The organism is Sulfurimonas denitrificans DSM 1251, assembly GCF_000012965.1.
Lineage (GTDB): Bacteria > Campylobacterota > Campylobacteria > Campylobacterales > Sulfurimonadaceae > Sulfurimonas > Sulfurimonas denitrificans.
In genome coordinates this window covers 341,607-361,062 of the sequence record NC_007575.1, presented here as the reverse complement: position 1 = coordinate 361,062, position 19,456 = coordinate 341,607, and the positions used below count along the sequence as shown (strand labels likewise).

General features: G+C 35.7%; 15 protein-coding genes and 5 tRNA genes. 2 read left to right on the top strand and 18 right to left on the bottom strand.

Annotation, left to right across the window (positions count from 1 at the left end):
- The first annotated feature begins 10 nt into the window (after positions 1–10).
- A complete protein-coding gene (locus SUDEN_RS01875) occupies positions 11–724 on the top strand; it encodes an arginyltransferase (protein WP_011371993.1) in 714 nt (237 codons plus the stop codon).
- Between the two features lie 348 nt (positions 725–1,072).
- Here the strand turns inward: SUDEN_RS01875 and fusA are convergent, their stop codons facing one another.
- The 18 genes from fusA to SUDEN_RS01785 form a co-directional block, all read right to left on the bottom strand.
- Positions 1,073–3,163 (bottom strand): elongation factor G, encoded by a 2,091-nt coding sequence (gene fusA, locus SUDEN_RS01870; protein ID WP_011371992.1) that lies wholly within the window; start codon positions 3,161–3,163, stop codon positions 1,073–1,075.
- A gap of 12 nt (positions 3,164–3,175) precedes the next feature.
- Complete coding sequence (rpsG, locus tag SUDEN_RS01865) at positions 3,176–3,643, bottom strand: 30S ribosomal protein S7 (protein WP_011371991.1); 468 nt, start codon at positions 3,641–3,643, stop codon at positions 3,176–3,178.
- 101 nt (positions 3,644–3,744) lie between these two features.
- The gene (gene rpsL, locus SUDEN_RS01860) at positions 3,745–4,125 is read right to left on the bottom strand and encodes a 30S ribosomal protein S12 (RefSeq protein ID WP_011371990.1); all 381 of its coding nucleotides are present in this window, start codon (positions 4,123–4,125) and stop codon (positions 3,745–3,747) included.
- 198 nt (positions 4,126–4,323) lie between these two features.
- The gene (rpoC, locus tag SUDEN_RS01855) at positions 4,324–8,835 is read right to left on the bottom strand and encodes a DNA-directed RNA polymerase subunit beta' (protein WP_011371989.1); all 4,512 of its coding nucleotides are present in this window, start codon (positions 8,833–8,835) and stop codon (positions 4,324–4,326) included.
- On the bottom strand, positions 8,828–12,973 hold the full coding sequence (gene rpoB, locus SUDEN_RS01850) for a DNA-directed RNA polymerase subunit beta (RefSeq protein WP_011371988.1): 4,146 nt from the start codon (positions 12,971–12,973) through the stop codon (positions 8,828–8,830). Before rpoB ends, rpoC begins: the two co-directional genes overlap by 8 nt.
- A 227-nt stretch (positions 12,974–13,200) precedes the next feature.
- The gene (gene rplL, locus SUDEN_RS01845) at positions 13,201–13,569 is read right to left on the bottom strand and encodes a 50S ribosomal protein L7/L12 (RefSeq protein ID WP_011371987.1); all 369 of its coding nucleotides are present in this window, start codon (positions 13,567–13,569) and stop codon (positions 13,201–13,203) included.
- A 59-nt stretch (positions 13,570–13,628) separates the two neighbouring features.
- Positions 13,629–14,108 (bottom strand): 50S ribosomal protein L10, encoded by a 480-nt coding sequence (gene rplJ, locus SUDEN_RS01840; protein WP_011371986.1) that lies wholly within the window; start codon positions 14,106–14,108, stop codon positions 13,629–13,631.
- A 152-nt stretch (positions 14,109–14,260) separates the two neighbouring features.
- Positions 14,261–14,953: a 50S ribosomal protein L1 gene (gene rplA, locus SUDEN_RS01835; protein WP_011371985.1), complete on the bottom strand. Its 693-nt coding sequence runs from the start codon at positions 14,951–14,953 to the stop codon at positions 14,261–14,263.
- A 70-nt stretch (positions 14,954–15,023) separates the two neighbouring features.
- On the bottom strand, positions 15,024–15,449 hold the full coding sequence (rplK, locus tag SUDEN_RS01830; protein ID WP_011371984.1) for a 50S ribosomal protein L11: 426 nt from the start codon (positions 15,447–15,449) through the stop codon (positions 15,024–15,026).
- 164 nt (positions 15,450–15,613) lie between these two features.
- Positions 15,614–16,153: a transcription termination/antitermination protein NusG gene (nusG, locus tag SUDEN_RS01825; RefSeq protein WP_011371983.1), complete on the bottom strand. Its 540-nt coding sequence runs from the start codon at positions 16,151–16,153 to the stop codon at positions 15,614–15,616.
- A 9-nt stretch (positions 16,154–16,162) separates the two neighbouring features.
- Complete coding sequence (gene secE / locus SUDEN_RS01820) at positions 16,163–16,342, bottom strand: preprotein translocase subunit SecE (protein WP_011371982.1); 180 nt, start codon at positions 16,340–16,342, stop codon at positions 16,163–16,165.
- Between the two features lie 63 nt (positions 16,343–16,405).
- Positions 16,406–16,482: transfer RNA gene (locus SUDEN_RS01815), tRNA-Trp, on the bottom strand.
- Positions 16,483–16,537: 55 nt separating this feature from the next.
- Positions 16,538–16,690: a 50S ribosomal protein L33 gene (rpmG, locus tag SUDEN_RS01810; protein ID WP_011371981.1), complete on the bottom strand. Its 153-nt coding sequence runs from the start codon at positions 16,688–16,690 to the stop codon at positions 16,538–16,540.
- 43 nt (positions 16,691–16,733) lie between these two features.
- Positions 16,734–17,933 carry an elongation factor Tu gene (gene tuf / locus SUDEN_RS01805; protein ID WP_011371980.1) on the bottom strand — a complete coding sequence of 400 codons (1,200 nt, stop codon included), beginning with the start codon at positions 17,931–17,933 and terminating at the stop codon, positions 16,734–16,736.
- 90 nt (positions 17,934–18,023) lie between these two features.
- Positions 18,024–18,098: transfer RNA gene (locus SUDEN_RS01800), tRNA-Thr, on the bottom strand.
- A 155-nt stretch (positions 18,099–18,253) separates the two neighbouring features.
- Positions 18,254–18,330: transfer RNA gene (locus SUDEN_RS01795), tRNA-Gly, on the bottom strand.
- Between the two features lie 13 nt (positions 18,331–18,343).
- A tRNA-Tyr gene (locus tag SUDEN_RS01790) sits at positions 18,344–18,428 on the bottom strand.
- Positions 18,429–18,482: 54 nt separating this feature from the next.
- Positions 18,483–18,559, bottom strand: a tRNA-Thr gene (locus tag SUDEN_RS01785).
- A gap of 137 nt (positions 18,560–18,696) precedes the next feature.
- Here SUDEN_RS01785 and SUDEN_RS01780 point away from each other — a divergent pair.
- Positions 18,697–19,422, top strand: a complete 726-nt coding sequence (locus SUDEN_RS01780) for a YaaA family protein (protein WP_011371979.1) — start codon at positions 18,697–18,699, stop codon at positions 19,420–19,422.
- Positions 19,423–19,456 lie beyond the last annotated feature (34 nt).

The following is a 19,456-nucleotide window of genomic DNA, read 5'->3' as shown; positions in this document are numbered from 1 at the left end:
AACTTCCCGCATGAATATACTTAAAGAATTTGAAACTAATGATAGTTGTTCTTATCTAAAAAGCAAAAATCAGACCACTCACTATAAAATCGTTGATGAGTGCTCAGTTCTATTTTCTCAAGAGCTAATTGAGAGAGGTTATAGAAGATTTGGGAAGGTCTATTTTAGACCAGTATGCAGCAACTGCGATGAGTGCAAAAGCATAAAAATAGACGTAGATAACTTCATATTCTCCTCTTCTCAAAAAAGAGTGCTAAAAAAAGCATCAAAAATTAAAAGCTATATACAAAAGCCATCTCTTAGCAGAGCTCATCTTGAACTTTTTGATAAATATCACCTCTACATGAGAGAGAAAAAAGGGTGGGATTATACACCATCCTCAGCACAAAGCTACCACAGCTCATTTGTAGATGGACACCATGATTTTGGTTATGAAATACTCTACTATTATGAAGATAAATTAATTGGAGTTGATCTTATTGATGTTTTAAATGATGGAATCTCATCTATATACTTCTACTATGATCCCGCCTATTCACACTACTCTCTTGGACGACTCTCTCTTTATAATCAAATACTCTTTGCAAAAAATAGTAATAAGAGTTGGATATATTTAGGTTATTATGTAAAAGAGTGCCCTTCCCTTGCATATAAAGCGCATTATACTCCATATTTGACACTTCAAGATAGACCCGAACTTTTTGAAGAGGCTCTTTGGTTATAAGTAAATTATTTCACAAAACAATAATATTTTTTATTTTTTTATTATAATTTCACTATGATTAAAAAAACAACAACTGAACTCGTATATTTCTTGGCTATATTGTTGGTGCTATCTCTTTTGCAGCACTCTGATTTACTTACTTCTCCATTTGGAAGAATTGATTTAATGGTAGAAAAAGGGAACTTTTTTCATCCACTGCTCTGGACATCTCTGATTTATATTTTGATTGGCTTTGTGAGGTTGATTATAAAATATATCGTGTTTTTAAAAAATAGAAAGAAAAAATAGAAAGGGTTTTTTATATAAGAAGAGCAATAATACTTCATAAAGAAGTATTATTAGGCTTTATTAGCCATTTCTCTTTTTAATGATTTCTTCAGACACATTTTTTGGAACTTCCTCATAGTGATCAAATTCCATAGAGTATGTAGCACGTCCTTGAGTAGCTGAACGAAGGTCAGTTGAGTAACCAAACATCTCAGCAAGAGGAACAAATGCGTCAACTATTTTGTTTCCGCTTCTATCTCCCATATTTGTAACTTGTCCACGACGACGATTTAAGTCACCGATAACATCACCCATATAGTCCTCAGGAACTTCAACTTCAACTTTCATAAGTGGCTCTAAAATAGCAGGTCTTGCTTTTCTACAACCCTCTTTGAATCCCATTGAAGCAGCAAGTTTAAATGCCATCTCGTTAGAGTCAACTTCATGGTATGAACCATCATATAGAGTAATATCGATATCTTCCATAGGATAACCTGCAAGAACACCATTACTCATAGTTTCAGCACAACCTTTTTCAACTGCAGGAATATACTCTTTTGGAATTACCCCACCTTTGATTTCGTTATGGAATACAAAACCTGTTCCAGCATCACCTGGCTTGATTGTAAGATATACATGTCCAAATGCACCACGTCCACCAGATTGTTTAGCGTACTTGTACTCTTGGTTAACTGTGTCTCTAATAGTTTCACGGTAAGAAACTTGTGGCGCGCCAACTTCAGCTTCTACCTTAAACTCTCTCTTCATACGGTCAACAAGAATTTCAAGGTGTAGTTCACCCATTCCAGAGATAATAGTTTGTCCTGTTTCTTCATCAGTATGTACTTTAAAAGATGGATCTTCAGCAGCAAGTTTAGCTAAAGCTAGACCCATTTTTTCTTGGTCAGCTTTAGTTTTTGGCTCAACTGCTACAGAGATAACTGGCTCAGGGAATGTCATACGCTCTAATATAACTTTATCAGCTTCTGAACACAAAGTGTCTCCAGTAGTTGTATATTTCAAACCAACAACTGCACCGATTTCACCAGCATAAATCTCTTTTATATCTTCACGTTTAACAGCGTGCATCTTTACGATACGCCCAATTCTCTCTTTTTTATCTTTAGTAGAGTTATGAACGAATGAACCAGCTTCAAGTGAACCACGATATACACGAATAAAAGTTAACGTTCCAACGAATGGATCAGTCATAATTTTAAACGCTAGTGATGCAAACTCCCCACTGTCTGTTGATGGGACGATAACTTCTTCATCTTCATCATCCATCATTGTGCCCTTAATTGGAGCACACTCAGTAGGAGCTGGAAGGTAAGCAACAACTGCATCAAGAAGAGTTTGAACACCTTTGTTTTTAAATGATGTACCAGCTGTCATTGGAACAATGTGCATACCGATTGTAGCAGCTTTAATACCTGCAATAATCTCATCTTCGCTTAACTCTTCACCCTCTAAATATTTTTCTGCAAGGTGTTCGTTACCATCTACTTCAGAGATAGATTCAATCATTTTTTCACGATATTCTTGTGCTTTTTGAAGTAAATTTGCTGGAATCTCTTCTACATGGTAATTTGAACCCATAGCAGCATCTACATCCCAAACAATTGCTTTCATCTTAACAAGGTCTATTACACCTAAGAAGTTATCTTCTTCGCCTATTGGTATCTGAATAGGAACTGGATTACCTTTAAGGCGTGTACGAATCTGCTCTTCAACTGCATAAAAGTTTGCACCTGTTCTATCCATTTTGTTAACAAATACAATCGATGGTACGCCATAACGATTTCTTTGTCTCCAAACAGTCTCAGATTGAGGCTGAACACCACCAACTGCACAGAAAACTGAAACAGCACCATCAAGAACACGCATTGAACGCTCAACTTCGATAGTGAAGTCAACGTGACCTGGAGTATCTATAATGTTAATTTGCTTTCCAGCCCATTCACATGTAGTTGCAGCAGAAGTGATAGTAATACCACGCTCTTGCTCTTGCTCCATCCAGTCCATAGTAGCAGCGCCATCATGAACCTCTCCGATTTTGTGCTCACGACCTGTATAGAAAAGGATTCTTTCTGTCGTTGTAGTTTTACCTGCATCAATGTGAGCAGCAATACCAATGTTTCTAACGTCTTCTAATTTATGTGATCTTGCCATATTATATTCCTATTACCAGCGATAGTGAGCAAATGCTTTATTTGCTTCAGCCATACGGTAAGTATCCTCTTTTTTCTTAAATGCATTACCTTTGTCAGATGACGCATCCATTAACTCATTTGCCAATCTCTCAGCCATTGTTCTCTCGTTTCTTTTACGAGAAGCATCAACTAACCATCTAATTGCTAGAGATAATTGACGCACTGGGCGCACTTCTACTGGAACTTGATAAGTAGCACCACCAACACGGCGACTTTTAACTTCTATAATAGGCTTAATGTTTTCGATTGCTTCATTAAAAGTATCTATACCAGTTTTTTCTCCACGAGAACTAATGATATCCATTGCGCTATATATGATTTTCTCAGCTGTTGATTTTTTACCATCAAACATGATTTTATTTATAAATTTCGTTAAAACTTTGCTTCCATAAACTGGATCTGGCATAATTTCACGAACGGGAGCTTTTCTTCTTCTCATCTGTAATTTTCCTTACTTCAATTTTTTTTAAATTTACTCAAAATATACCACTAAAGGTATATCCTGTGTTATTTTCTTTTTTTAGCTTAATTAGCTTGGGACTATTTTTTAACTTTAGGTCTCTTAGTTCCATATTTAGAACGAGAAACAGTACGGTTAGCAACACCAGCAGTATCTAATGCACCACGAACGATATGGTACTTAACACCTGGTAAGTCTTTAATACGGCCACCACGAACTAGAACTATTGAGTGCTCTTGAAGGTTGTGACCCTCTCCCATGATATATGAAATAACTTCAAAACCAGAAGTTAAACGAACTTTTGCAACTTTTCTCAAAGCTGAGTTAGGTTTTTTTGGTGTAGTTGTGTAAACACGAGTACAAACTCCACGACGCTGTGGACATGATACTAGAGCAGGTGATTTTGATTTTTTAACCACTTTTTGACGCTCTTTTCTAATCAATTGATTAATTGTAGGCATACAATTCCTTTACTTAATTTTTCCAGTAGAATTTAACTCGCTAAATTTTAGGGAGTTATAGACGCGTAATGTTATATAAATTGTGATTAAAGTTAGCTTATTTTAAGAATAAATTAATATATAATATTTTATTTGTAGAATTATAGAAGAAGTACATGTAGGTTTAGAGACCTTAAGAAGATCTCTAAGTAAATTTTTTTAATTGTATCCAAACATAATCTCTTGATCTTTATATATACCAGTTCCAACAGGAATAGTACGACCAATAATTACGTTCTCTTTTAAATCATTTAAATCATCAACTTTAGCACTAACTGCAGCTTCTGTTAATACTTTTGTAGTATCTTGGAAAGATGCAGCAGAGATAATACTATCAGCTGATACAGCGGCTCTTGTAATACCAACCAAGAATGGCTCAGCAATAGCTGGACGACCGCCAAGTTTTATAATTTTTTCATTCTCTTGCGCAAACTTAACTTTAGAGATTAAATCACCTTCTATAAACTTAGTATCGCCAGATTTAAGAATTTTAACCTGTCTTAACATCTGTGTAAATATAACTTCAATATGCTTATCTGAAATATTAACACCTTGAGAACGGTAAACTTGCTGTACTTCACTTACTAGGTAGTTATAAAGTGTTTTCACACCCATAATGCGTAATAGCTCATGTGAAGAGATAATACCAGATGTTAATCTCTCACCAGCGTGCACAAAGTCACCGCTATTTACAACTGGAGTGTGTGATTTATCAACAAAATACTCTTTTAATATTCCATTATCAGAAGCAACTATGATTCTAATTTTACCTCTTAGAGATTTTCCAAATGATACAACACCATCTATCTCAGAAATCAGTGCTGTTGCTTTTGGACGACGACCTTCAAAAAGTTCACTTACACGAGGAAGACCCCCTGTAATATCGCTTGATTTTTGAAGTGCTTTTGGTGTCTTTGCAATAATATCAGCAACTTTAACTTTAGCTCCATCTTCTACATAAATAGAAGTTTTTGATTGAACTTGGTATCTTAATAGTTCGCCATCTTCGCTAGCAAGTACTATTGTTGGCTTATATTCAGCAGGAACATGATCACTAATCATTAAACGTGTTTTACCAGTTAACTCATCATACTGTTCAGTTGCTGTTGTTCCAATAATAATATCTTCAAATTTAACTGTACCGCTAGTCTCAGAAATAATAGGATTAGAGTATGGATCCCACTCTGCTATTACTGTTGATTCATCATTTTTAGGTTTAGCGATAAGAGTTTTTGGATCAACTACAGCATCGTCCTCAGCTACAATAATAGAACCACGAGCAATGTAATGACGTACTGCTTCTCTATTATTTGAATCTACAACAGTTGCAAAAAGTCCTTTTTCAATAACTTCATAACCAGCTTTTAATCCTTCAAATCTCTCTAAATAGTCACCTCTAAGAAGGAAGTATTTAACAACTCCATCCTCTTTTGCAAAAATCTTTTGAGTAACAGGTGCGCCATTTGCAACTAACACTTCAGAAGCATAAGGAATACGACTTGGAACATTCCAACCATCTTTTATTGTCTCAACTATTGACTCATATTCTTGAACTTCTGCACCACTTTCATAAGGGAAGTAATATTTACCCTCTATTTGTCCACCAACTCCAGCTAACTCATTTGGTTTAGCAATCTCATTTTTACGCAATACATAACGAATTGTATCTGTCTTTGATGAAACACTAATAATTACTTCATCATGAACAGTTTGAATTTCAACACGACCGCTAAATGGAGCTTTAATCTTTGGCTCTACTAATAAGACAGCTGCATTTCTACGGTTTGCTACTATATTTCTACCCTCTTTTGAAACATAAGTTTTTAGGTTATAGTAACGAATAAAGCCCTCTTTTTCAGCTACAACTTGTCTCTCTTGCGCAGTTGAACTTGCAGTTCCCCCAACGTGGAATGTTCTAAGTGTTAGCTGAGTACCAGGTTCACCAATTGACTGAGCAGCAATAATACCAACAGCTTCTCCTCTGCGAACTATCTGCCCTGTTGCTAGGTTCACACCATAACATAGTGCACAAATACCATTTTCACTCTTACATGTAGTTGGAGTTCTGATATATGCCGTCTTAATTCCAGCTTCTGCTATGACTTTAGCACTAACTTCATCAAGAAGTGTTCCCTCTGCAAAGAGTATCTCATTGCTTATTGGGTCAATTACATCATCTGCTAAAACTCTACCATTTAATCTATCTTCTAAAGATTCAATTAGAGTATTTTGATCACTAATATCAGAAATCTCTATACCCTCGTGAGTATGACAATCATGTTCAACAATCTTAACATTTTGAGCAACGTCAACAAGTTTACGAGTAAGATAACCCGCATTTGCTGTTTTTAGAGCAGTATCGGCAAGACCTTTTCTAGCACCGTGTGTTGAAATAAAGTACTCAACAACATTTAATCCCTCTTTAAAGTTAGAAATAATTGGTGTCTCAATAATCTCACCACTTGGTTTTGCCATAAGTCCACGCATACCAGCAAGCTGACGAATTTGTGCAGCCGAACCACGAGCACCTGAGTCTGCCATCATATGAATCGAGTTAAATCCAGCTTTGTCTGTTTGAACTAAATCCATCATCTGAGTCGCTAGCGTGTTGTTTGTATCAGTCCAAACATCAATAATTTTATTATATCTCTCTTGTTCAGTTAAAAGACCCGCTTCAAACTGTTTTTGAATCTCAAAAACTCTATTTTTTGATTCAGCGATTTTAGCTTCTTTTCCTGCAGGTATTTTTATATCATCAATAGAGATAGATATACCAGCTTCAGTTGCATGTTTAAATCCTAAGTTCTTAAGTCTATCTAAGAAACCTGCTGTTACGCCTATACCGCCATGTTTTTGAACGTAATCAACCACTTCATTAATAGCTTTTTTCTTCATAACTCTATTCCAAAGTTCTGATGGAACAAAATTAGGTAAAATAGCTTTTAAGAGCATTCTTCCTGCTGTTGTGTGAATAATTCTTCCATCATCTCTTGTTCTTACTTTTGCATGAATATCAAGAGCATCATGCTCAATAGCAATTCTTACTTCATCTACGTTTGCAAAAAGTTTATTTGAACCTTTTACACCATTTTTCTCTAATGTAATGTAGTAAATTCCAAGAACCATATCTTGAGATGGTGTAGCAATAGCCTTTCCTGATGCAGGAAGAAGAATATTCATAGAAGCTAGCATTAATACTTTTGCTTCAGCAATTGCAGCAGAACTTAAAGGAATGTGAACAGCCATCTGGTCACCGTCAAAGTCGGCGTTAAAAGCAGCACAAACCAATGGATGAAGCTGTATAGCTTTTCCATCAATTAGCTTAGGGTGAAATGCTTGAATTGAGAGCTTATGAAGCGTTGGTGCACGGTTTAGTAGTACTGGATAGCCATCAACTATCTCAGCCAAACATTCCCAAACTTCATTAGTTTTATCTTCAATCATCTTTTTCGCAGCTTTAACAGTTGTTGCATAACCCTTATCTTCAAGTTTTGCAATCAAATGTGGCTTGAACAGCTCTAGTGCCATTTTTTTAGGTAATCCACACTCATCCATAGATAGAGATGGTCCAACAACGATTACTGTACGACCTGAGAAGTCAACACGTTTACCAAGCAAGTTTTGTCTAAAACGACCCTGTTTACCTTTAATAATTTCGCTCAAAGACTTAAGCGGACGTTTGTTAGCTCCCTTAACAGCATTTGCACGACGACCGTTATCAAACAGTGCATCAACTGATTCTTGAAGCATACGCTTCTCATTTCTAACAATAATTTCTGGTGCTTCAAGCTCAACAAGACGTTTAAGACGTTGATTACGGTTTATTACACGACGATATAAGTCATTTACATCTGAAACAGCAAATTTACCACCATCAAGACTTACAAGTGGTCTCAAATCAGGTGGAAGGACAGGTAAAACAGTTAACATCATCCATGCAGGGTTATTTCCTGAATTTAAAAATGACTCGATTACTTTTAGTCTCTTAGCAATAGTTTTTGTTTTTGCTTCACTTTTTGTAAGTTCAATATCTTCTTTTAGTTGAGTAAATAGATCAACTAAATCGATAGAATCAAGAAGATCGCGAACAACTTCTCCACCCATACGAGCTTTAAAACCAAGTTCACCAAATCTAGATACAAGAGTACGGTACTGCTCTTCATTTAAAACATCATATTTTAAAACTGGCGTTTTTGCTTCTGCATCATAATATGCTTCACCACCGCTCTCAACTATATATGCTTCATAATATAGTACGCGCTCAAGGTCTTTCATCTTAATGCCTAAAAGAGTACCTATACGAGAAGGTAATGAACTCACATACCAAATATGTGCTACTGGAGTTACAAGTTCTATATGCCCCATACGGATACGGCGAACTTTTGTGCTTGTTACTTCAACACCACACTTCTCACACACAACACCTTTATAACGCATTTTTTTGTATTTACCACAAAGACACTCATAGTCTCTAACTGGTCCAAATATTTTTGCACAAAAAAGTCCGTCACGCTCAGGTTTGAGTGTGCGATAGTTAATAGTTTCAGGTTTTTTTACTTCTCCGTGACTCCAAGACATCACTTTTTCAGGAGAAGCCAAACGAAACTGTATCTGCTTTATATCAGTTGGTCTTCTATCTTCTGTTACTTCAATAGGTACTAATTTACTCATTATCTTCTACCTCGTCAAATATTTCTACATCAAGAGCAAGTGATTGCAACTCTTTTGTCAATACGAATAGTGTCTCAGGAATCCCAGATTCTGGAACTAATTCACCTTTTGTAATAGCTTTATATGCACGAACACGACCATCAACATCATCTGATTTGATAGTTAACATCTCTTTTAAAACTGCTGAAGCCCCATAAGCTTCTAGTGCCCAAACTTCCATCTCTCCAAATCTCTGTCCACCAAATAGTGCTTTACCACCAACTGGTTGTTGAGTAACAAGTGAGTATGGTCCAGTTGAACGAGCATGAATCTTCTCATCAACTAAGTGATGTAGCTTAAGGATGTACATGTAACCAACGTTTACACGCTCTTTAATCTTCTCACCAGTCAAACCGTTATAAAGAACTGTTTTACCATCTGTGTCCATTTTTGCAAGGGCAAAAAGTTTTTCAAACTCTACAGCATTTACACCCTCAAATATAGGCGATGCAAACTTAACACCTCTTGACCAGTCACGAGCATGGTGCAGAAGCAACTCATCACTCATATCTCCAAGAGTTTTAGCTGCATTCATCATCTGAGCAACATCAGCTATTTCAATCATTTTAGCTCGAAGATTTTTAATAAAATCTTTTTGCTTTGATTCAAACTCTTTAGTTATTTGATGCCCTAACTCACGTCCAGCCATACCAAGGTGCATCTCTAATATTTGCCCGATATTCATACGAGATGGAACACCAAGAGGATTTAGACAAACATCAACGCCTCTTCCATCTTCCATGTAAGGCATGTCAACTTCAGGTACTATTGTAGAGACAATACCCTTATTTCCATGACGTCCTGCCATTTTATCACCAACTTTTAGTTGACGCTTTGTTGCAATATATATCTTTACATGTTTAACAACGCCATTTGGAAGAATGTCATCTTTTTCTAGGATATTTAACTTCTCTTCATGCTCATCACGGAAGAGTCTTTTCTCTTTTTGGAAATAGTTTTTAGTTTTATTATATTCTGATTGAATCTCTTCACTGAATGATTTAATTATGGCATTCATTGCAAAACGATTCACTTCAACTAAATCTTCGCCATTGATTATATCGCCAGCTTTATAACTTGTGTTGCCAATTTTAATATCGTTTATAAGTGGCTCTTTTGTAAGAAGTTTTGTAACTCTTAACATCTCCTCTTTATCAATCATAAGAAGTCTATCATAGTGCTCACGCTCTAAATAGTCACGCTCCTCTTTTTCAAGTTCAAGAGTACGTGCATCTTTGTCATAACCTTTTTTTGTAAAGATTTTAACATCAACAACAACACCTTCCATAGATGGAGGACAATAAAGAGATTTGTTTATTACATGTCCCGCTTTTTCACCAAAAATTGCACGAAGAAGTCTCTCTTCTGGAGTTGGTTTTACTTCACCTTTTGGGGAAACTTTACCGACTAGTATCATTCCACCAGTTACATTCGTACCAATTTTGATAATACCGCTCTCGTCTAGGTGAGAGAGTTCATCATCTCTAACATTTGGAATATCACGAGTAATCTCTTCTACCCCATGTTTTAGCTCTCTTGCTTCAACCTCTTTTTCATAGATATGAACAGATGTAAAAGCATCTTTACGAATAAGTCTCTCAGAGATTACAATAGCATCCTCAAAGTTGTATCCATTCCAAGGCATAAACGCAACCATTGCATTAACACCAAGAGCAAGTTCACCTTGATCCATATTTGGACCATCGGCGATTACTTGACCAATTTCAACTCTTTGTCCAATATTTACAATTGGTTTTTGACCAAATGCTGTATTTTGGTTAGTACGAAGGTTTTTTTGCAATGGATAGTAATCTATATAGATTTCTCCATCATCATCTCCCATAACATAGATATGTTTTCCATCTACTTTTTCTACAATACCAGAACGTCTTGCCTTTACGCATTCCCAAGAGTCACGAGCAACAAGTTTTTCAACGCCAGTTCCAACAATAGGCGCTTCATGTTTAATAAGAGGAACGGCTTGACGTTGCATGTTTGCACCCATTAGAGCACGGTTTGCATCATCGTGTTCTAAGAATGGAATTAGTGAAGCGGCAACACCGACAACCATGTGAGATGACAAGTCAGCATAGTTACACTCGGTAACAGGACGGTGAAGAATCTCTCCATCAACTCTAGTTACAACCATTTTATCTATAAATTGACCATCTTTATCTAGCTTATTTGAAGCAGCAGCAATTTTCTTGCCCTCTTCTTGAGTAGCTGTTAAATAAACAATCTCATCTGTTACTTTTCCCTCTTTCATTACTTTATATGGAGCTTCAATAAATCCATGCTCATTAACTTTTGAGTAAGTTGCAAGCGTATTGATAAGACCAATATTTTGACCCTCTGGAGTCTCAATCGGACAAATTCTACCATAGTGAGTTGGATGAACGTCACGTACTTCAAATCCAGCACGCTCTTTTACAAGTCCACCCTCTCCAAGAGCTGATAAACGACGCTTATGTGTTACTTCCGAGAGAGGATTTGTTTGATCCATAAATTGTGATAGCTGCCCGCCTGAGAAAAACTCCATGATTGTTGAAGTAATCATTTTTGAGTTTATCAAATCATGAGGCATTAGCTCATTCATAGGTCCACTCATTGTAGAGAGCTTATCACGAATCGCTTTTTGCATCTTAATCAAACCGTTATGTAACTCATTTCCTAAAAGTTCACCTATTGAACGAATACGACGATTACCTAAGTGATCTCTATCATCAATATGTCCTTGTCCATTTTTAACTTTGATAACATATTTTACAGACTCTATAATATCTTCATGAGTTAAAACAGTTATATATTCAGGAATATTTAGCCCCAACTTATGATTCATCTTCATACGACCGACTTTTGTCAAATCATATCTCTCTGGATCAAAGAAAAGTTGATTTACAAAAACTTTTGCAGCCTCTTTTGTTACTGGCTCACCTGGTCTCATTACTTTATATATACGAATCGCTGAGAGATGGTTTTCATCTTCTATATCTTCAGTCTGCTTTAGTAACTTTAGAGAATCTGCATCAGCATTAAACGCATTTATAATTGAACCATCCACACCTTCAGCCAAATCGTTCGCAATACTGAAGTTTTTAACACCAATTTCACTCAGTTTTTTAAGTTTTGTTTCATCAATTCTTGTCATAGCATCAAAGAGAATTTCGCCTGTTTCAGGGTCAACTATTGGCTTTGCCAAGTATCTATCTAAAAGAACTTCTAATGGATACTCAACTTCACTTAAACCCTCATCAATAAAATTTTGTGCTTTTTTAGCGGAGAGTCTTTTTCCTGAAGCTAAAAGAATTTTTCCATTTTTGTCAACTAAGTCATAAGTTAATCTGCTAGAGTAATCATTTGGATTAAATGACATTAAAAATTTGTTATCAACGATGTTAATATGTTGAATTGGGTAAAAAAGTTTTAAGATATCTTGTTTAGAGTACCCAAGAGCACGGAACATGATTGTAACTGGTACTTTACGACGCTTATTTATTCTCATATAAAGAATATCTTTTGGATCATACTCAAAATAGAGCCATGAACCACGATCTGGAATAATCTGTCCAGTATATATTAGTTTATTGCCTGAAGTAGTTGATTCCTCTTCTTTAAAGATAACACCTGGAGAGCGGTGAAGCTGATTTACAACAACTCTCTCAACACCATTGATAATAAATGAAGTTCTCTCTGTCATAAGTGGAATATCACGAACAAATATACTCTGCTCTTTGATATCTTTTACACCTAATTTCTCTTTTGTATTTTCATCTCTATCCCAAAGAATAAGACGCGTTTTCATTCTTAAGCTAACTGCATAAGTGAGTCCACGCTCCATACACTCTCTAACTGTGTATTTTGGTTTTCCAACTTCACTATCAATATACTCAACAGTCAATCTATTTTGAGTATCATGAATTGGAAAAACTGATTGAAAAACTGTTTCAACACCACTTTGTGATCTATCTTTTTCCTCAAGCATTAAAAACTTGTTATATGAGCTTTGTTGTAGTTGTAATAAATTTGGTACTTCTATTTGTTGAGGGGTTTTAGAGAAGTCTACACGAAGACGATTTCCGGAATATAAAGTATTTAACATTGGCTACCTCGATGAGTTGTTATTAAGACTTAATCATTAAAGATTAAGGTTTCGTATCTAGGCGTCCCTAGATGATTTTTAGCTCAAAAGTTAGAGCTTCTATTCAGTGCTTATAAACGACATAAGGGCACTTTTACGAAGAGATAAAAATCCATTCGTAAAAGCGCCCAAAAATTCGCAACTATCAGGAAAAATGTCTTCTCCTGTGTTGCGAGTAGGTAGTAAAATTATTTAACTTCTACTTTTGCGCCAGCTTCTTCAAGCTCTTTTTTAGCATTCATAGCAGTCTCTTTATCTACACCCTCTTTTATTGTTGAAGGTACATTCTCAGTTGCATCTTTAGCCTCTTTTAATCCAAGACCAGTTAATGCACGAACAACTTTAATTACGTTGATTTTTTTATCGCCAGCATCAGTGATGATAACATTAAATTCTGTTTGCTCTTCAACAGCAACTGCAGCAACAGCACCACCAGCAACAGCTACAGGCTGTGCAGATACACCAAATTTCTCTTCAAACTCTTTTACTAATTCAGAAAGTTCTAATACAGAAAGTCCTGAGATAAACTCTAATACATCTTGTTTAGTTATAGCCATAATATAGCTCCTTAATTTTTATTTTGATGATTTAAATCATCTATGTTTGTTGAAAGCTATTAAGCTTCCTCTTTTTTTTGTCTTAATGCGTCAAGTCCAATAGTGAAACATGTAACTGGTGCCATCCAAGTAGCAGCAAGCATAGCAAGAAGCTCCTCACGACCAGGAAGTTTAGCAAATGCTTCAACCTTAGCAGCATCAGCAGCTTCACGATCAACATAAGCAGACTTAATTACAAATTTTTCATTATCTTTAGCAAAGTCAGCACATACTTTAGATGTAGCAACAGAATCTGCTCCCCATACTAAAATATTAGTGTCTTTTAATTCAACACCCGTTAGTGAAGCATTGCTTAGTGCAATAGTAGCTAACGTATTTTTAACAACTTGAACTTTTGTATCTTTAGCACGAGCCATTTTTCTCAAATTCTCAAGCTTAGAAACGCTCAAACCTTTGTAATCACAAAAGATTACACTTTGAGCATCTTTAAATTCATTTGAAAGTACTTCAATAATTTCAGCTTTTTGTGTTTTTGTCATAGAATATCTCCTTTCCAGACAACACTTCAATAGGGATGCTAATTATTATCAGCATATTAAGCTTTCGCTCCTATATCTTCAGTCCATAAAATGCAGTTACCAAAGTAGTAACTTGAGAGTGCTTTACGAATAAAGCACTAAAAATTACTAAATTATTTCATATCCGCTAATTGCATAACATCAAGCTTGATAGCAGGACTCATTGTTAAACTTAAAGCACAATTTTTAATGTAGCGACCTTTTGCAGATGATGGCTTGTGTCTGTTAATCGCTTTAACAAATGTTATAAGATTCTCAGATATTTTATCAGCATTAAAACTTGCCTTACCAATACCTGCATGTATATTTCCTTTTTTATCAACACGGAAATTTACTTGCCCACCCTTAACATTTTTAACTGCTGTTGCAACATCTGGAGTTACAGTCCCAGTTTTAGGGTTAGGCATCATACCTTTTGGCCCTAAAATACGACCAATTTGACCAACAAGTCCCATACAATCAGGTGCAGCAACAACAATATCAAAGTTGAAAATGCCATCTTTAATTTGCTGAACTAAATCATCAGTTCCAACTATATCTGCTCCAGCAGCTTTGGCTTCATCAGCTTTAGCACCTTTAGCAAAAACTGCAACACGTACAGTTTTACCAGTTCCATGAGGAAGCACAATAGCTCCACGAATCATCTGATCCGCATGTCTTGGATCTACATTTAAATTAAATGCCACTTCAACTGTTTCATCAAATTTTGCACTTACTAAATTTTTTACTAATAGTGATGCTTCATCAACGCTATACGCTTTAGTAACATCAATTTTTTCTGTTAATTGTTTATATCTTTTGCTCATTGTCAAATTCTCCTATGAAATTCTGCCACAAAACTTTATATCACTGTGGTCGATGATAAAATGTTTAATATTAATCTACTATTTCAATACCGATTGAACGAGCTGAACCAGCAATTGTTTTAGCTGCAGCTTCTTTATCATCAGTATTTAAATCTTCGATTTTTCTATTTACAATTTCCATTAATTGCGCTTGAGTAAGTTTTGCCACTTTATTTTTAAGTGGATTACTTGAACCGCCTTTAAGACCTGCAGCATGCATAAGTAGAGCAGATGCTGGTGGTTGTTTTACAACAAACGTAAAACTTTTATCAGTAAAAACAGTAATAACTACAGGAACTTTAAATCCCATCTTATCTTTTGTTTTTTCATTAAACGCTTTTGTAAACTCCATAATATTAACACCACGTTGACCAAGTGCTGGTCCAACTGGAGGAGCAGGAGTTGCTTTGCCAGCTTCAATTTGAAGCTTAATGTAGCCCATTATTTTTTTTGCCATCTTTTTTCCTTTTTATTATTTTACTTAACGCAACCTGAACAGAGTCCAGTTTGCTACGCTAACGCTAAGTTTTCTTCAGCAGATGCTCGCGCGACAAGTCGCTTTAAACTACGCTAACTTTAAACTTTTATAAAAAATCTAAAGTTAGCGTAGCTTATTGCTAATTAAATTATTTTTTCAACTTGAGTATAAGAGATATCAACTGGTGTTGCTCTTCCAAAAATTGAAACATTTAGTTTTAAAGTTCCATGCTCTAAATCATACTCATCTACAGTTGCCGTAAAGTTTGCAAATGGACCATCTGTAATTCGGACAGTCTCCCCATTATCAAAAAATACCTTTGGCTTAGGCGCAGCACGATTTTGAACACGATCTAGTATTACATTTATGTCATGCTCACTAAGTGGTGTAGGAATATTTGCTTCACCAATAAATCCAGATACTTTTGGTATTGATTGAATTATATGTTGAATCTCAGTATTGAGTTCGATTCTAGCAAAAACATAACCTGAATAAAGTGAGCGTTCAGATATTTTTTTCTTGCCATCTTTTACTTCTATAACATCTTCTGTAGGAACTATAACATCTGTTATGAAGTCTTGTAGTCTCATCTCTTCTATAAGATTTAAAATTGCTAAACGAACAGTTCTCTCATTGCCATATGTTTGTATAGAGTACCATTGATGACTGTTTTTTTTCTCCATTGTTACCCCTTAACCTAAAATTGCCGACATTATTGATGACATAAGCAAATCAACCAATGCTAAAAAAGCAGTGATTACTGTTACAACAATTAAAACAGAAATATAGGCTTGTTTCACTTGACCTTTAGTAGGAAAAATAACTTTGCTTAATTCTATTCTAGCATTTTTAATATGTACACCTAAATTCATTCAACTTTCCTAATCGTCATTAATTACAAATAAAGCCCCAAAGCACTACAAATAATTAATGTGTGGCAGGCGTAGAGAGATTCGAACTCCCAACACCCGGATTTGGAATCCGGTGCTCTAACCGTTGGAGCTATACGCCTTTATTTTAACAATAAAGCAGAAGTATTCAACCTTAGCTTTATTGCAACTTTAATATTATAACTTCATCTCTTTGTGAAGAGTATGCTCACGACAAAATTTACAATATTTTTTAACTGAAAATTTTTCAGTATGAGTTTTTTTGTTTTTAGTAGTATGATAGTTACGACGAGTACACTTTTCACACCCTAAATGTATTGCTTCTCTCATGTTATTAACCTTTTAAAGGATTTTGCATATTCGCTTAAGCGAATTATGCAAGAATCTCAGCTACAACACCAGCACCAACAGTACGTCCACCCTCACGGATAGCGAACTTAGTACCTTTTTCCATAGCGATTGGGTGAATTAGCTCAACAGTAATACTTACGTTGTCACCTGGCATAACCATCTCTGTACCTTCTGGTAAATAGATAGCACCTGTAACGTCTGTAGTACGAACATAGAACTGTGGACGATAGTTAGTAAAGAATGGAGTATGACGACCACCCTCTTCTTTACTTAATACGTAAATCTCAGCTGTAAATTTAGTGTGAGGATTGATTGTGCCTGGCTTACAAAGCACTTGACCACGCTCAACATCATCTTTACCTATACCACGAACTAGAACACCACAGTTGTCACCAGCTAAACCTTGATCCATTTCTTTACGGAACATCTCTATACCAGTTACAGTAGTTTTTTGAGTATCACGGATACCTACGATTTCAATAGCATCCCCAATTTTAACTGTTCCACGCTCGATACGACCAGTTACAACTGTTCCACGACCAGAGATTGAGAAAACATCTTCAACAGGCATTAAGAAATCTCTATCAACTTCACGAGTTGGCTCAGGAATATACTCATCTACAGCAGCCATAAGCTTTTGTATTTTTGCAGACCATGGTCCAAGTGTACCAGTTTTTGCTTCATCTAATGCTTCTTTTGCTGAACCAGCTACGATTGGAGTATCGTCACCTGGGAAATCATACATATCAAGAAGTTCACGGATTTCCATTTCAACTAACTCTAATAGCTCTTCGTCATCAACCATATCTTCTTTGTTCATGAAAACAACGATATATGGAACACCAACTTGCTTAGAAAGAAGAATATGCTCACGAGTTTGAGGCATCGGACCATCAGCTGCAGAAACAACTAAAATAGCACCATCCATTTGTGCAGCACCTGTAATCATGTTTTTAACATAATCCGCGTGACCTGGACAATCAACGTGTGCATAGTGACGATTGTTAGTTTCGTATTCTACGTGTGATGTTGCAATTGTAATACCGCGCTCACGCTCTTCAGGAGCATTGTCGATAGCATCATAATCCATCATTTTTGCACCATTTGTTACTGCTAATACCGCAGTAATTGCAGCTGTCAATGTTGTTTTACCATGATCTACGTGACCAATTGTACCTATGTTTACATGCGGTTTATTACGCGCAAACTTTTCTTTTGCCATAGTGTCCTCCGACTTAATTTGTGAATAGAAATGGAATTGTACCCAAAAATTATTCAATTATTGCTTAAACTTTGTCTATACTTTACCTTATGGAGCTCACGAGCGGATTTGAACCGCCGACCTCTTCCTTACCAAGGAAGTGCTCTACCCCTGAGCCACGAGAGCAAAGTTAAAAAAGTAAAATAGACACCAAGCAATAATTGCATAATTTTTTAAATATTAGATTGTTTTTTGTGTAGATTGCCATATACTATAATCTTAGTTTAAATATATGTTTATGAAGTAGGTTGAAATTGTACTTCAGCTTCCAGAATTTTCAATGGAGCGGGTGAAGGGACTCGAACCCTCGACCCTCAGCTTGGAAGGCTGACGCTCTAGCCAACTGAGCTACGCCCGCATGTGCCATTGAATGGTGGTGAGAAGAGGAGTCGAACCTCTGAACCCGGAGGGAGCGGATTTACAGTCCGCCGTCGTTGGCCACTTGACTATCTCACCATAACATAATTGTTTAATCTGGTCTAACACTGTTTCTAATATTCTCGAATTCAATGGTGCCGACACGAGGATTTGAACCCCGGGCCTGCTGATTACAAATCAGCTGCTCTAGCCAACTGAGCTATGTCGGCATCGAATTTGAGCCAGAATTATAGTGCAATATATTTTCAATGTCAAGGGGTTTTTACTTAAAATTTAAAAGATTTATCTCTTTATGTAAAAAAGGCTATTATCTGTTTCTATTTTATATATATTAAAGGTTTTATTGATGTTAAAAATATTATTTTCTCCATCTGAGAACAAAAAAACTGGTGGCACTGAAGAGCAAAAAGAACTTTTTGGTTCAAATAGCGCAAGAGAAACCATACTAAATGAATACAATAGCGTCGTAAATAGTCATAATGAAGAGGTAATTAAAGAACTTTTTGGATTTAAAAAATTTTCAGACTGCCAACCATATATAAATGATATTTTCAAGTCACCACTTATGCACTCTATTGAACGTTATGATGGTATAGCATATCAATATCTCAACTTTGAGACGCTTAATAATAGTGCAAAAGAGTATCTAATGAAAAATAGTATTATATTTTCAAACCTTTATGGCCCAATTTTCGGAGGCGATACAATTGCTAACTATAAGGTAAAACAAGGAAATAATATAGGTAATCTTATACCTGATAAATTTTATAAAGATAGATTTTCATATCAGCTTGATCTTTTTCTATCAAACGCTGATATTTTAGATTTACGCGCTGGATATTATGATAAATTTTATGAGATAAATAAACCTTATTTAACTTTGAAATTTTTAAAAGATGGCAAAGTAGTAAGTCACTGGGCTAAAGCTTATAGAGGTTTGGTTTTGAGAGCCGTTGCAGAAAATTCTATAAACTCAATCGAAGAGTTTATGAAAATACAAATTGATACTCTTAGCGTTAAAGAGATTATAAAGAAGAAAAATAGAACAGAAATAGTCTATGAAATCAGATAACAAACTTAAATAGTGTAAAATTCTACTCAATTAA

Coding starts and splice junctions, on each gene's coding strand:
- rplJ (WP_011371986.1), bottom strand. CDS start 14,108: ATGACAAAAACACAAAAAGCTGAAATTATTGAAGTACTTTCAAATGAA.
- SUDEN_RS01875 (WP_011371993.1), top strand. CDS start 11: ATGAATATACTTAAAGAATTTGAAACTAATGATAGTTGTTCTTATCTA.
- fusA (WP_011371992.1), bottom strand. CDS start 3,163: ATGGCAAGATCACATAAATTAGAAGACGTTAGAAACATTGGTATTGCT.
- nusG (WP_011371983.1), bottom strand. CDS start 16,153: ATGGAGAAAAAAAACAGTCATCAATGGTACTCTATACAAACATATGGC.
- rpoB (WP_011371988.1), bottom strand. CDS start 12,973: ATGTTAAATACTTTATATTCCGGAAATCGTCTTCGTGTAGACTTCTCT.
- rplL (WP_011371987.1), bottom strand. CDS start 13,569: ATGGCTATAACTAAACAAGATGTATTAGAGTTTATCTCAGGACTTTCT.
- tuf (WP_011371980.1), bottom strand. CDS start 17,933: ATGGCAAAAGAAAAGTTTGCGCGTAATAAACCGCATGTAAACATAGGT.
- rpsG (WP_011371991.1), bottom strand. CDS start 3,643: ATGAGAAGAAGAAAAGCTCCCGTTCGTGAAATTATGCCAGATCCAGTT.
- rpsL (WP_011371990.1), bottom strand. CDS start 4,125: ATGCCTACAATTAATCAATTGATTAGAAAAGAGCGTCAAAAAGTGGTT.
- secE (WP_011371982.1), bottom strand. CDS start 16,342: ATGAATTTAGGTGTACATATTAAAAATGCTAGAATAGAATTAAGCAAA.
- rplA (WP_011371985.1), bottom strand. CDS start 14,953: ATGAGCAAAAGATATAAACAATTAACAGAAAAAATTGATGTTACTAAA.
- rplK (WP_011371984.1), bottom strand. CDS start 15,449: ATGGCAAAAAAAATAATGGGCTACATTAAGCTTCAAATTGAAGCTGGC.
- rpoC (WP_011371989.1), bottom strand. CDS start 8,835: ATGAGTAAATTAGTACCTATTGAAGTAACAGAAGATAGAAGACCAACT.
- SUDEN_RS01780 (WP_011371979.1), top strand. CDS start 18,697: ATGTTAAAAATATTATTTTCTCCATCTGAGAACAAAAAAACTGGTGGC.
- rpmG (WP_011371981.1), bottom strand. CDS start 16,690: ATGAGAGAAGCAATACATTTAGGGTGTGAAAAGTGTACTCGTCGTAAC.